The organism is Stackebrandtia soli (assembly GCF_965137155.1).
Lineage (GTDB): Bacteria > Actinomycetota > Actinomycetes > Mycobacteriales > Micromonosporaceae > Stackebrandtia > Stackebrandtia soli.
The window spans coordinates 1-13,114 of record NZ_CBCRZX010000063.1; the positions used below are offsets into that span (position 1 = coordinate 1).

Below are 13,114 nucleotides of genomic sequence, written 5' to 3' on the forward strand. Positions count from 1 at the left end.
AGGCCCACACACTGACCATCACAAAAACACCCTGTTAAGTTCTCAAACAACACACCCACACCAAACAACCCCCACAAACAAAGGCCATCCGATGAAGCAACCGGTTTAACTTATCAGTTCGTTTTGAGGGCGTTTCTTGGGGGTCTTGGACCCTCTTTGAGCGCACTCAATCCCGACTGATTTGTTCCGGGATTCCCGCAAGCCTACCAGAGCGCGAATCGAACCCCCTCGGCCTTTCGGCTGAGGCTTTTCGTTCCCGCCCTGTCCGGTTCCCCGCGGGCAAGAACAAAGTTACGCGGTCCCATTTTCGGCGTTTCACCGAGGGGGGTGTGTTCGGCGCCACAACAGAGTTTCCCCTGGTGAGGCGCCATTTCACTCGGATTCCGTCGGTTCCGACGGCCCAATCCCGTCCTCGTCGTCACGGTGCCGCCGTGCCTTCCGAGCCGCGAGACGATCGGCCGCATTCGTACGACTGTTGTCGTCAAGTCGCGCGTCACTGCCGCGAGGCCCGGACATCGCCGACGCAGCGACCGCGGCGGGATCGGTCGGCTGCCAGTCGAATTCCCTCGCGCCAATGCGAACGAGACAACCGGGAGTGGCGCCGGCCTTCGCCAACGCCTTCTCGACGCCGAGGCGGGCGAGCCGGTCGGCGAGATATCCGATCGCCTCATTGTTGTCGAAGTTCGTCTGTCGCACCCATCGCTCGGGCTTCGCCCCGATGACCGTGAAACTGCCGTCCTCATCGACGTCGATCTCGAAACCGGAGTCGTCGACGGCCCTCGGACGAAGCACGATCCGAGTCGCCTCGATCGGCGGCTGGCTGTCCCGGTGGTCGGTGACGGCCTTCGCGAGGGCGTAGGACAACTGGTTCAACCCCTTGCGGGCGACGGCGCTGACCGTGAAGATCGGCCAGCCGTAGTGCTCGAGATCGCCCCGGACGAGCTCCGCCAGTTCCGCGGCCTCGGGAACATCCACCTTGTTGAGGACGATGACGCGCGGCCTGTCGCCGAGCCCGCCGTACTCGGAGAGCTCCGCCTCGATCGCCTCGATGTCGGAGGCCGGGTCGCGGCCGGGATCCAACGTCGCGCAGTCGACGACGTGGGCGAGCACGGCACACCGCTCGATGTGGCGAAGGAACTCCAGACCGAGACCCTTGCCTTGGGCCGCACCGGGAATCAGACCGGGAACGTCAGCGATCGTGTAAGTGACCTCGCCGGCGGCGACCACCCCGAGGTTCGGCACCAACGTCGTGAACGGGTAGTCGGCGATCTTCGGCCGGGCCGCCGACAGGGCGGCGATGAGCGAGGACTTCCCCGCCGATGGGAAGCCCACCAGACCGACATCGGCGACGCTCTTGAGCTCGAGCACGACGTCGAGTTCCTCGCCGGGCTCGCCGAGTTCGGCGAAACCGGGCGCCTTCCGGCTGGCGTTGGCGAGAGCGGCGTTACCCCGCCCGCCACGGCCGCCGCGCGCGACGACGTAGGACGTGCCGACACCCGTCAGGTCCGTGATGCGTTCCCCGTCCTGGGTCTCCACGACGGTGCCGTTCGGAACCCGCAAGGTGAGCGTCTCACCGGTGGCACCGCTGCGGTGCGAGCCCTGGCCGCCCTTGCCGTTGCCCGCCTTGGCATTGGGACGGAAGTGGAAGTCGAGCAGCGTGTGCACGCGCGGGTCCACTTCGAGGATGACGTCGCCACCATGCCCACCGTTGCCGCCGTCAGGGCCACCGAACGGTTTGAACTTTTCGCGGTGGATCGACGTACACCCGTGGCCGCCGTTCCCGGCTTGAATGTGCAGAACGACCCGATCGACGAAAGAACTCACCTGTACTCCTTAACACAGAAAACGGGCAGGCCCAAGGAATGAAACTCCTCGACCTGCCCGCGAAAAATGCGAAGGCGCAGCGCGCCGGAAACGGCAGCGCTGCGCCCGAATGTCGCTAGGCGGCTACGCGTCTACGGGGACGATGTTGACGGTCTTGCGGCCACGCTTGGTGCCGAACTTGACCGCGCCACCAGCGAGGGCGAACAACGTGTCGTCCTTGCCGCGGCCAACCTGGTCTCCGGGGTGGAACTTCGTACCGCGCTGGCGGACGATGATCTCGCCAGCGTTCACGAGCTGGCCACCGTAGCGCTTGACCCCGAGGCGTTGGGCGTTGGAGTCGCGTCCGTTACGCGAACTGGACGCACCTTTTTTGTGTGCCATGTCGAGGCCTCCTACTTCCCGCTCGTGATGCCGGTGACCTTGACACGGGTCAGCGGCTGACGGTGTCCCTGCCGCTTGTGGTAGCCGGTCTTGTTCTTGAACTTGTGGATCTTGATCTTGGGACCCTTGGTGTGGTCGACGAGCTCACCCGTGACGGTGACGCCGGCCAGCGCAGCGGCGCCGGTGGTGATCTTGCCGTCTTCGACGAGGAGAACCGCAGGCAGCGTAACTGCGTCGCCTGGCTCGCCCGCGAGCTTCTCCACCTCGAGGACGTCCCCTTCGGCGGCCTTGTACTGCTTGCCGCCGGTTTTGACGATCGCGTACATATTGACGCTAGTCTCCTCGGTAACTCCCGCCTGAAGCGGGACATGAATCATTGCCATAAACAGGCCGTCGTCCAAACTACGTCATCGCCCATGGTGAGACCAAGGCGGGTTGACCGCTCTGCGACGACGGCCACTGAAGTTACGCCGCGGCGTTGCCGGACGTACTGGCCTCCGCTATTTTACGCGTCGGCTCCGCGGCAGAGGTGACCGCATCCGCGTCAACACGGCTCTTCGCCTTGGTGTCGCGTTTGCGGGTGCTCTTCGACTCGGATTTGGCCTTCGCCTTCGTCTCCGCCTTGCTCGGCTTCTCGTTCTTCGCCGCGACCTTGTCGGGTTGATCGAGGTGGATGGTGACACCTCGGCCCTTGCAGTGCTCGCACGTCTCGCTGAACGCCTCGAGCAGGCCCTGACCGACCCGTTTCCGGGTCATCTGGACGAGCCCGAGCGACGTGATCTCCGTGACCTGGTGCTTCGTACGGTCCCTACCGAGGCACTCGGTGAGCCGCCGCAACACGAGGTCGCGGTTGTTCTCGAGGACCATGTCGATGAAGTCGATGACGATGATGCCGCCGACGTCTCGCAGACGAAGTTGCCGCACGATCTCCTCGGCCGCCTCGAGGTTGTTACGGGTGACCGTTTCCTCGAGGTTGCCGCCGGCGCCGGTGAACTTGCCCGTGTTGACGTCGATGACCGTCATCGCCTCGGTGCGGTCGATGACGAGGCTGCCGCCGGACGGCAGGTAGACCTTCCGGTCCAGTGCCTTCAACAGCTGCTCCTCGACCCGCTGCTCCGCGAACACGTCGGCCGGGCCGACATGACGCTTGAGGCGGGACACCAGGTCCGGCGAGACGCTGTCGAGGTATTCCTTGACCTCGTCATAAACGCCCGAGTCGTCAATGACGAGACTGCTGAAGTCCTCGTTGAAGACGTCCCGGATGACCCGGATGATGAGATCCGGTTCGGCGTGGAGCAGCGTCGGGGCGCTGCCCTTCTCGGTCTTCGCCTCGATCTGCTCCCACTCGCCTTGCAGGCGGGTGATGTCGCGTTCGAGGTCGGCGGCGTCGGCGCCTTCGGCCGCCGTGCGCACGATGACTCCGGCGCCTTCCGGAACGAGCTTCTTCAGGGTGCTGCGAAGCCGCTTGCGCTCCGAGTCGGGCAGCTTCCGGGAGATGCCGGAGGCGTTGCCGTGCGGGACGTACACGAGGTGTCGACCTGACAGCGCGATGTGGCTGGTGAGGCGGGCGCCCTTGTGACCGACCGGGTCCTTCGTCACCTGAACGAGAACCGAGTCGCCGGCGCGCATCGCCTGTTCGATGGTGCGGGTCCGACCGGACAGGCCGGTACGGTCCCAGTTGACCTCGCCCGCGTACAGCACGGCGTTGCGTCCCCGACCGATGTCGATGAACGCGGCCTCCATGCTCGGGAGGATGTTCTGCACCTTCCCGAGGTACACGTTGCCGACGAGGCCCTGGCCGCCGCCACGGCTGACGAAGTGTTCGACGAGGAGGCCGTCCTCGAGGACCGCGATCTGGGTGCGTTCGCCGGCGCCGCGGATGACCATGGTGCGCTCGACGGATTCACGCCGGGCGAGGAACTCGGACTCGGTGAGGACCTGCGGGCGTGCGCGACGCTGGCCACGGCCCTCGCGACGACGCTGCCGTTTGGCTTCCAAACGGGTCGATCCGGAGAGCCCTTGGACGTCGTCACCGCTGGATTCGCGCGCGCGCCGGACCTTGACGACGACCTCGGTCGCCTCGGGGGTCTCGATCTCTGCGTCGGCCGATCCCGCGCGCTTGCGGTGGCGACGACGACGGCGGGTGACCTGGTCGGCCCCGATCGTGTCGCCGTCGGTCGGTTCCTCGGCCGTGTCGGCGTCGGTGTCGGATTCCTCCGTACCGACGTCCGCGGCGGAACCCTTGCCTCGGCCGCGACCACGACGACCCCGACGTCCGCGACGGCCCTTGCCGTTCTCGTCGTCGTCATCGTCGTCATCGGTTTCGGCCGTGGGGCCGTCCTGGGGCTCGACGTTGTCGGGAGTCGTGTCCTCGGACGTGTCCGCTCCACCCCTGCGGCGAGTGCGACGACGGATCGTCGTCGGCTCCTTGGGGGTGTCCTTGGCCTCGGTCTCGACGGACTCGGTGGGTTTGGTGTCGGTGTCGTCTCCGGCGCGGGAACGCGTGCGTTTGCGGGTCGTGCCGGCCTTGGGTCGGCTCTCGTCCTCGGCCTTCGCGGCCTTCTCTCCGCGTGCGGGGGGCTCGGGCGCCGTCGGGGGCGCTACGAACAGGATGGGAGCGGGTTGAACCCGTTGACGATTCGCATCATCATCGTGCATGTGGAATACCACTTCACTTTCCGTCGTCCCGGGCGCGCGGCGGGCATGTAAACCCCTGCTGCGCAGCCACACGGGCGCGACTGTCACAAGGTGATACCAGTGTTGGCATCACCGAAGCCTTCAACAGCCTGATCCGAAACACCCCTTGGTTCAGGCCCGTCCGGTGGACGGTGTTGATCCCGGCGACATCTGCTACTCCGGCCTCGACGCACCGGTGGTCGGGTGACCGTGGCGCGCCGTAACGACCGAGGAATCACTCGTCAGCACTGACTAGCGGGCGCACCCGGTCCGCGTCAAACGGGTCGGTGATGTCACCGGACTCCGTCAGCGGCCCCTGTGCTAGCCGGGTGACTCGGGGTGGCACCGGCAGCTCCAAGTCCGCTACCAGCGACAACCCGGACAAGACGTCATCGGGCCGTACCGCAGGTGTTACCTGCGAAACGACAACATCGAGTATGGCACACGAAGCAGAGAAGTCCCCGGCAACCGGCCTTACCACGGCGTTGACGACGGCGGCACGGGCGTCGAAAGCCCGGTTTCCCTTCTTGGTCAAGCGCGTCACGATGACTTCCTCGGAGTTCATGAACGCGGTGACGGCGGCGCTCAGCGTGTCGTGCGCGACGTCGGGTAGTTCGATACGCCACAGCGACGCGTGGAACCGCTCGGCGAAACCACTCGATTCGGCCATGACTGCTTCGACGATGTCGAGGCCGGGCGGGAGGGCGTCGTCGAGCGCGGTCCCGACGTCCTCGGCGGCGGCCGGGCGACGCAACGCGACCTCGAGGTACTCGGCTTCGCTGGCGACGCCGGTCGGGGCGGCGGACATGTAGGACACGCGTGGGTGGGGGTGGAATCCCGACGAGAACGCGATGGGGATCGCGGCTCGGCGGAGCGCGCGCTCGAAGGCGCGGGCGAAGTCGCGGTGGGAGCTGAACCGGAGCGGTCCGCGCTTGGCGTACCTGAGGCGGACGCGCGCGACCACGGGTTCTTGCTGTTCGGGTACTTTGCGCGGGCTCATCGGGTCGTCTCTCCGGTCGGTGCGGAACTGACCATCAGTGGCAGCAGTTTCTTTCCGGTTGGTCCGATTTGGATCTGGGTGTCCATCGCGGGGCAGACGCCGCAGTCGAAGCAGGGGGTCCACCGGCAGTCGTCCTGCTCGAGTTCGGAGGTGGCGTCCTGCCAGTCGGCCCACAGCCAGTCCTTGTCGAGGCCGGAGTCGAGGTGGTCCCACGGCAGGACTTCGCGCTCGTCGCGATCGCGGGTGGTGTACCAGGCGAGCGAGAGGCCGTACTGGGCGAGCGCCTCTTCGGCGCATCCGGCCCAGCGGTCGTAGGAGAAGTGTTCGCTCCAGCCGTCGAAGCGGCCGCCGGCTTCCCAGACGGCGCGGATGACGGAGGCGACGCGGCGGTCTCCTCGGGAGAGAAGGCCTTCGATCTGGGAGGGGCGTCCGTCGTGGTAGCGGAAGCCGATCGCGCGGCCGAGGGATCGGTCGGCGTTGATGGCTTGTTTGAGGAGCTTGAGTCGGCGGTCGATCGTCTCCGGGTCGGCTTGCGCGGCCCATTGGAACGGGGTGTGCGGTTTGGGCACGAACCCTCCGATGGAGACGGTGCAGCGGATGTCGCGGTTGCCGCTTGCGGCGCGTCCGGCGCGGATGACCTCGTGTGCCATGGCGGCGATGCCGATGACGTCTTCGTCGGTCTCGGTGGGGAGGCCGCACATGAAGTACAGCTTGACCTGGCGCCAGCCGTTGCTGTAGGCGGTGACGACGGTGCGGATGAGGTCTTCTTCGCTGACCATCTTGTTGATGACGCGGCGGATGCGTTCGCTGCCGCCTTCGGGGGCGAAGGTGAGACCGGAGCGGCGGCCGTTGCGGGACAGCTCGTTGGCGAGGTCGACGTTGAACGCGTCGACGCGGGTCGACGGGAGTGACAGGGAGACGTTCTCGCCTTCGTAGCGGTCGGCGAGGCCGGAGCAGACGTCGGCGATCTCGGAGTGGTCCGCGGACGACAGGGAGAGGAGGCCGACTTCGTCGAAGCCCGATTCCTCGATGCCGCGTTGGACCATTTCGCCGATGGCGGTGATGGAGCGCTCGCGGACGGGTCGGGTGATCATCCCGGCTTGGCAGAAGCGGCAGCCGCGGGTGCAGCCGCGGAAGATCTCGACGGCGTAGCGTTCGTGCACGCTTTCGGCGAGGGGGACGAGGGGTTTCTTGGGGTAGGGCCAGGCGTCCAGGTCCATTGTGGTTCGCTTGTGGACTCGGAACGGGACGTCGGGGTGGTTCGGGGCGACGCGGCGGATGCGGCCGTCGTCGAGGTAGTCGACGTCGTAGAAGCCGGGCACGTAGACGCTTTCGGTGCGCGCCAGGCGAAGCAGGAGTTCTTCGCGTCCGCCGGGGCGGCCTTCGGCCTTCCAGTCGCGGATGATGTCGGTGATCTCGCCGACGGCTTCCTCGCCGTCGCCGAGGACGGCGGCGTCGATGAACTCGGCGATCGGTTCCGGGTTGAACGCGGCGTGGCCGCCGGCGACGACGATGGGGTGTGATTCGTCGCGTTCGCGGGCGACCAGGGGGATTCCCGCGAGGTCTAGCGCGGTCAGGAGGTTCGTGTAGCCCATTTCCGTGGCGAAGGACACGCCGAAGGCGTCGAAGGCGCCGACGGGCCGGTGCGCGTCGACCGTGAACTGGGGAACCTCGTGTTCGCGCATGAGCGCTTCCAGGTCCGGCCAGACGGCGTAGGTGCGTTCGGCGAGCGCGTCGGTTCGTTCGTTGAGGACCTCGTAGAGAATCTGGATTCCCTGGTTGGGGACGCCGACCTCGTACGCGTCGGGGTACATGAGTGCCCAACGGACGGCGACCTCGTCCCAGTCTTTGGTGACTGCCCCTAGCTCACCGCCGACGTACTGGATAGGCTTAGCCACCTTGGGGAGCAGCAGTTCGAGCTGCGGGTATACGGAGGTCACGCTCATAACAGTCCAGGGTATAGAGCCCTCGAACGACGAGGCCACGCCCGGTCGCCGTACTGGCGTGTACCGGGGGCGTCGGCGTGGGCCGTCGCACGGGCCGCAGTTGTTCCGAGCGGGATCGCTGCTGGCGGGGATCGCCGTGGTCTTGGCGGTGATCGGCGCCGTGATCGTGTGGTTCACCGATTCGAACGTCGACGACCCGGGGATCGTGCGCGCGTCGGCGGTCGAGTCGTTGTGCGATGAGCTCGACGTCGGTTCGTTCGACGAGTGGGAGTTGGCGGAGACCGCGCGGGAGCCGGCGATGTCGGAGTCCGCGGGGATTCCTCGTGGGACGTGCGAGATCACCCTGGTCGCGGGTGAGGACACGACCGACTACGTGGCGGTGACGTTGCGGACGGACGCTCGTGTGCAGGAGACGGTGAAGGACGCCGTGGACGCCTATGAGGGTGTCGTCGACTACGAGCGCTCGAACGGTCGGACCTTGAGCGGTCTGGAGATGGGTGATGAGTCGGGGCTGGTGACCGTCATCGAGGAGAGCGAGCAGCAGCAGTACCACGTTCACATTCGTGACAGCAACGCGTTGCTGTCGGTGTCGATGGTCATCACTGGGACCGTCATACCTCCTGAACAGGCACGCGATGCGTTGATCACGTTCGCGGCGGCGGCTGTCGACGTTATGCGATCGGAATGAACCGCGGCTTCCCGTTAGTCGCTGGTCGCGGCATGATCGAGGAGACGGTGAACCGGTATCCGGTCGTGGATGGAGGGCCCACTGCACCGGTTCGCGTGTGCAGGCGTGTTGGTTCTCGCGGTGTCTCGGCGGTGAGCCGACGGGTTGACAATTGAGGAGACAATTCCCCTATGACGTTCCCACCCCCCGGTCCGTTCGGTCCCCCCGGTCAGGACCCGACGGCGCAGCCTCCTCCGGGGCCGCCGTCGCCTCCGGGTTACACGCCGGGTCAGGCGAGTCCGGTTCCCTCACCCCAACCGACTCAGATTGATCCGTATCAATCCCCGGATCCTTACGCGGTGGGCGGCTACGATCCCTCGATGCCGGTGACGGCGATCCCCGGGCAAGGCGCGATGCCGCCCGGGATGCCCCCGCCGGGGTACGGGTACGACCAGTACGGCGGCTACGGCCCGCCGATGGGCCCGACGCCGCCGCAGAAGAACAACACCGGCTGGATCCTCGGCGGAGTCGCCGGGGTGGTCCTCCTCGTGGTCGCCATCGTCGTCACGCTCGTCGCGACCGGCGCGTTCGACTCCGAGAAGCCTCCGCCGAACGCGAACGAGTCGTCGTCGCCGAGCGAAGGCGCGCCGGAGGACGAGACCGACCCGACGGGCGACACCCCTCCGAGCGGCGGCGTCTACAAGTACGTCGAGAGTCTGTGTTCCGACCTCAACCTCGACCCGTACCTCGACGGCATGACCACCAGCGACCCGCTCGACCTGACGTCCGAGTTCGGCGACACCTCGCTGATGAACTGCGGGTACTCCATGACCTCGTCGGGTGGCAGCGGCGCCTACGGGTATCTGTCGATCTCGGCGAACACGTACGCCGACCAAGCCGCCGCGACCGAACAGCACCCGAGCCAGAAGAACTTCTCGCTCGTCGACGGGGACCCTGAACCGCTTGAGGGCCCGTGGGCGGAAGGTGAGATCGTCGTCGTCGAGGACTCCCAGTACGGCCAATCGGATGTGGCGGTGTTCATCCTCGACGGGAACCTGTCCATGCGCGTCGAGTTCTCCTCGACGGGCACCCCCTACGCCGACAGCACCCAGGACATCGTCCTTGGCACGGTTGAGGAGATAATGCAGCTGCTGGCGAGCTGATCGACGTACCGCGATCCCGCAGGACACGTCGCCCAGACCGGTGGCTCCGTCACCGCAGAGCGACGACGTTCATCGAACGACACATAGGAAGAAACGACCATGACGTATCCGCCCCCACCTGGGCCTCCGGGCTCTGGAGGCTGGCCCGACGATCCGACCCAGGCTCCCCAGCCGGATCCGTACAACCCGATGCCGGGTGGCTACCCGCAGCCGGATCCGTACAACCCGATGCCGGCGGCCGATCCTTACGCGCCGACGACGGGAATGCCGGGGGGCGGCTACCCGCCGCCGCCTGGATCGGACCCTTACGCGCCGACCTCGGGAATGCCGTCCGGTCCCTACAGCGCGCCGCCGAACCAGGCAATGCCGTCCGGTCCTTACAGCGCGCCCCAGACGGGGTACATGCCGCAGGGTCACCCGGGCATGCCGCCGCAGGGCATGGGCTACCCGCAACAGCAACCGCCGCCCCAGAACAACTCGACCGGCTGGATCGTCGGCGGGATCGTGGGCGTCGTCGTGATCGCGCTGGTCGTGTTCGGCACGCTGTTCGCGACGGGAGCCTTCGACGCCGACCCGCCCCCGGACACCGCCGACCCGAACCCGACGTCGAGCACGACGACCGACCCCGGTGGCGACCCGTCCCCGACGAACGAGCCTCCGCCAGGCCAGCCGGGCGGCACGTACGCCTACCAGGCCGACCTGTGCGACAAGCTCGACTACGGCGCGTTCAACGACATGATCGAGTTGGGCGACATCGACACGCAGACCTACGAATCCGGCGGGGGCAACACGCGGTGCGCGGCGTCGCCGTCCGCCGGCAGCTTCACCGTCGACACGTACTGGTTCGACTCCCCCGAGGCCGCGTCCGAGTCGTACGGCAGCAGCGTGGACATCTACATGTCCGGGCCGGACACCGTCAACGACGTCACCGGTGCGTGGGAAGAGGGCAAGCAGGGCGAGACCGAACCCTGGGACGACAAGAGCTGCGACACGATCATCGTGGTTCGCGACGGGAACGCGACCGTCATGGTGCGGTTCTGGGTCATCGCGGGAGACAAGCCGATCCAGCAGGCCGACGCCGTCGCCGCCGTCCAGGAGATGGCCGCGCAGGCGCTCGCGAAGTCAGCGGCGTGATTCGAGGGACCGGACGTGGTGTGACACCGCGTCCGGTCCTCCGCCGCATCGCCGAAGCAGGAGCCGAGCGATGACGAGCCCGTCTCAACCGCACGGCGACGGCGTGCGGCACTCTCCGCTTCAATCTGATCCACCGACACCGGAAGCCGCGGAGGCGTCCCCGTACGAGGGCGTCCACCACTCGGTCGAGACGACACGGCCGCCCGCGGCTCCTCAGCGGCCCGTATCCCGGCCGCACCCGGGCCACCCGCCCACCTTCACCGGACGGACATCCGGGCGTTCACCATCGGGCCGGAATCGCCCCGACTCCACCTCGCAAACGCGACCACCACGTTCTCGTGGGCGGTGTCATCGCCGGGATCGTCGTTCTCCTCGTCGTCGCCGGAGTCGCGCTCATAGGAACCCAACCCTACGCGTCCATTGTCGACGACACCAGGACCGCCGAGTCGGGCGAGTACGCGTGGATCGGCACGGAGCTCTGCGAGCCGATCGACGTGTCCGCTTATACCGCAATGGATCCCGGCATAGGCACATTGGACCCGGACGCGGCCGAGTCGACCAAGACCACGAACTGCGCCGCAGTCGGTGACCACGGATCACTCGTCCTCCACATGGAATGGCTGGACGACGAACGACAGGCCGGGACGACCTTCGACTCGACCAGGGCCACGTGGATGGACGCGACGATTACCAAGGTTCGCGAACACCTCGACGACGCCTGGGAATCAAGCTCGATCGGCGAGGACGCCCTCGTCGACGAGACCTCCTGCGGCGCCGTGCTCGTCGTCAAGGACGGCACCGTCGTCGTCACGGTCCGATTCTCGATCGTCGAGACGGACAACGCCGACCAGGCGGCCACGATCGAGGCCCTGACCGCCACCGCACGGCAGGCGCTGGAGATGGCGGCCGCGTAGGCCGCAGATCCGGCCGACCGGATAGTCACCGGCACCGCTGGGCCAGATACGCTGCGGTATCGACATTCCGATCGATCCGCGTCCAGCACCACGGCGGACGGCCGGGATGATGACATAGATACATACGTGCCACGATCGGGAACCCGGCACGGCACGCTGGCCCACACAACGGGGCCGCGACAATCGGCCATTGGCAACGCTCAGCGCAGTGAGGTACTCCAGTGAACGACCGGCGACCGTACGGTGACGACCCATACCGCCGTCACGGCGAACCTTCCACGTACGGCCGGCCCTCGGCACCCGGCCAGCAACAGCCCCCGTCCGTGCCGAATCCCCGCCCCGGAGGAGCGCCCTACGGCGCCCCCGGCCGCCCGCAGCCGCCCCGTCAGGCTCAGCCCACGCACGACGCCCCGGCGCAGCGACCGCAGCAGCCGTCCGGCCCGGCGCGTCGCGGTGGGAACTGGGAGGACGACGAGAACACCCAGATGATCGGCAAGCTCGGCTTCGTCCCGCCCGAAGCACGGTCGATGAACCCCGAGGACGACCGGTTCAACCTGGATCGCCTGCACGACAACAACACCAAGGTCCGCGCCCGCAAGCGCGCGAAGAAGGCCTCGCCGCTGGCGAAGGTCGGTGGCGTCGTCGCCGTCGTCGCCGTCGTCGCGCTGCTCGGAGGCGGCGTGTGGTGGCTGACGTCGGGCGAGGACCCCGCCGATGAGAGCGGCTTGGCGTACGAGGTCCTCGACGCCCCGTGCGACGCGCTCGACACGACCCCGTTGGAGGATCTGTCGGCCGGTTCGAACGAGCTTCCGCCGCTCGAGGAGAGCCGCGAGATCGGCTCGAAGACCGAGCAGAAGTGCGCGATCTCGCTCAGCGCCGAGGCGGGAACCGGTGTCGACGTGGAAGTGTCATCGACCGTGTTCTCCCGCGACGCCGGCGCGAAGAACGAATTCCGTGACGCCGCCGAGGAGGCCGAGGAGGCCGCCACCGACACCCGCGTCTACGCCGAGGTCGACGGCCCGGGAACCGACGCCTTCACGGTCGCTCGGACCTGGCAGACCGACACCGGCTCGGCCGACTTCAGTCTGTACCTGTACGACGCGAACGCGTACCTGCACGTCCGGGTCACGATCTACAGCGTCGACGAGGTCTCCGACTCCGAAGTCGCCGCCCACGCGACCGAAGTCGCCACCACCTACCTGGACAACTGGCGCGGATGATCACGAGAAATAGTCAAACCGTGACTCTCCGCAAGGAAAATCGGACTAAACGGAGCGTTCGGCTGATTTCCCCCACCGTGGACGGTAAGTTACCTCTCAGTTCAACGCGACACCCCAAACGTCGCTCGAAGACAGAGCCGACGGCAGGCTTAGCTCTCATCAGTTGGTGTGGCCCCGCGAGGAGATCCT

The 13,114-nt window shown here is 67.0% G+C and carries 10 protein-coding genes and 1 pseudogene; 5 read left to right on the forward strand and 6 right to left on the reverse strand.

Annotated elements, in window-relative coordinates; translation table 11 throughout:
• Positions 1-372: 372 nt before the first annotated feature.
• The 6 genes and pseudogenes from obgE to ACM9NP_RS22380 all read right to left on the reverse strand — a co-directional run bounded on the left by obgE (position 373) and on the right by ACM9NP_RS22380 (position 7,827).
• Entirely contained in the window at positions 373-1,824 is a 1,452-nt protein-coding gene (gene obgE, locus ACM9NP_RS22355) for a GTPase ObgE (protein ID WP_415648734.1), read from the reverse strand.
• 123 nt (positions 1,825-1,947) lie between these two features.
• Complete coding sequence (gene rpmA, locus ACM9NP_RS22360; protein ID WP_415648735.1) at positions 1,948-2,205, reverse strand: 50S ribosomal protein L27; 258 nt, start codon at positions 2,203-2,205, stop codon at positions 1,948-1,950.
• Between the two features lie 11 nt (positions 2,206-2,216).
• On the reverse strand, positions 2,217-2,531 hold the full coding sequence (gene rplU / locus ACM9NP_RS22365) for a 50S ribosomal protein L21 (protein WP_415648736.1): 315 nt from the start codon (positions 2,529-2,531) through the stop codon (positions 2,217-2,219).
• 148 nt (positions 2,532-2,679) lie between these two features.
• Positions 2,680-4,848 (reverse strand): annotated as a pseudogene (locus ACM9NP_RS22370) (Rne/Rng family ribonuclease); the annotation flags it as partial.
• A gap of 268 nt (positions 4,849-5,116) precedes the next feature.
• The gene (locus ACM9NP_RS22375) at positions 5,117-5,881 is read right to left on the reverse strand and encodes a TIGR03936 family radical SAM-associated protein (RefSeq protein WP_415648737.1); all 765 of its coding nucleotides are present in this window, start codon (positions 5,879-5,881) and stop codon (positions 5,117-5,119) included.
• Entirely contained in the window at positions 5,878-7,827 is a 1,950-nt protein-coding gene (locus ACM9NP_RS22380; RefSeq protein ID WP_415648738.1) for a TIGR03960 family B12-binding radical SAM protein, read from the reverse strand. The genes ACM9NP_RS22375 and ACM9NP_RS22380 overlap by 4 nt, the downstream gene beginning before the upstream one ends.
• Before the next feature lie 58 nt (positions 7,828-7,885).
• Here ACM9NP_RS22380 and ACM9NP_RS22385 point away from each other — a divergent pair, with 58 nt between their 5' ends.
• The 5 genes from ACM9NP_RS22385 (at position 7,886) to ACM9NP_RS22405 (ending at position 12,925) form a co-directional block, all read left to right on the forward strand.
• Positions 7,886-8,515, forward strand: a complete 630-nt coding sequence (locus ACM9NP_RS22385; RefSeq protein WP_415648739.1) for a hypothetical protein — start codon at positions 7,886-7,888, stop codon at positions 8,513-8,515.
• A 170-nt stretch (positions 8,516-8,685) separates the two neighbouring features.
• Positions 8,686-9,657 carry a hypothetical protein gene (locus ACM9NP_RS22390; protein WP_415648740.1) on the forward strand — a complete coding sequence of 324 codons (972 nt, stop codon included), beginning with the start codon at positions 8,686-8,688 and terminating at the stop codon, positions 9,655-9,657.
• 99 nt (positions 9,658-9,756) lie between these two features.
• Positions 9,757-10,791: a hypothetical protein gene (locus tag ACM9NP_RS22395; RefSeq protein WP_415648741.1), complete on the forward strand. Its 1,035-nt coding sequence runs from the start codon at positions 9,757-9,759 to the stop codon at positions 10,789-10,791.
• Positions 10,792-11,129: 338 nt separating this feature from the next.
• Positions 11,130-11,705: a hypothetical protein gene (locus ACM9NP_RS22400; protein ID WP_415648742.1), complete on the forward strand. Its 576-nt coding sequence runs from the start codon at positions 11,130-11,132 to the stop codon at positions 11,703-11,705.
• Between the two features lie 323 nt (positions 11,706-12,028).
• The gene (locus tag ACM9NP_RS22405) at positions 12,029-12,925 is read left to right on the forward strand and encodes a hypothetical protein (RefSeq protein WP_415648743.1); all 897 of its coding nucleotides are present in this window, start codon (positions 12,029-12,031) and stop codon (positions 12,923-12,925) included.
• The last annotated feature ends 189 nt before the right edge of the window (positions 12,926-13,114 follow it).

Coding starts and splice junctions, on each gene's coding strand:
- rpmA (WP_415648735.1), bottom strand. CDS start 2,205: ATGGCACACAAAAAAGGTGCGTCCAGTTCGCGTAACGGACGCGACTCC.
- ACM9NP_RS22380 (WP_415648738.1), bottom strand. CDS start 7,827: ATGAGCGTGACCTCCGTATACCCGCAGCTCGAACTGCTGCTCCCCAAG.
- ACM9NP_RS22375 (WP_415648737.1), bottom strand. CDS start 5,881: ATGAGCCCGCGCAAAGTACCCGAACAGCAAGAACCCGTGGTCGCGCGC.
- rplU (WP_415648736.1), bottom strand. CDS start 2,531: ATGTACGCGATCGTCAAAACCGGCGGCAAGCAGTACAAGGCCGCCGAA.
- ACM9NP_RS22390 (WP_415648740.1), top strand. CDS start 8,686: ATGACGTTCCCACCCCCCGGTCCGTTCGGTCCCCCCGGTCAGGACCCG.
- ACM9NP_RS22395 (WP_415648741.1), top strand. CDS start 9,757: ATGACGTATCCGCCCCCACCTGGGCCTCCGGGCTCTGGAGGCTGGCCC.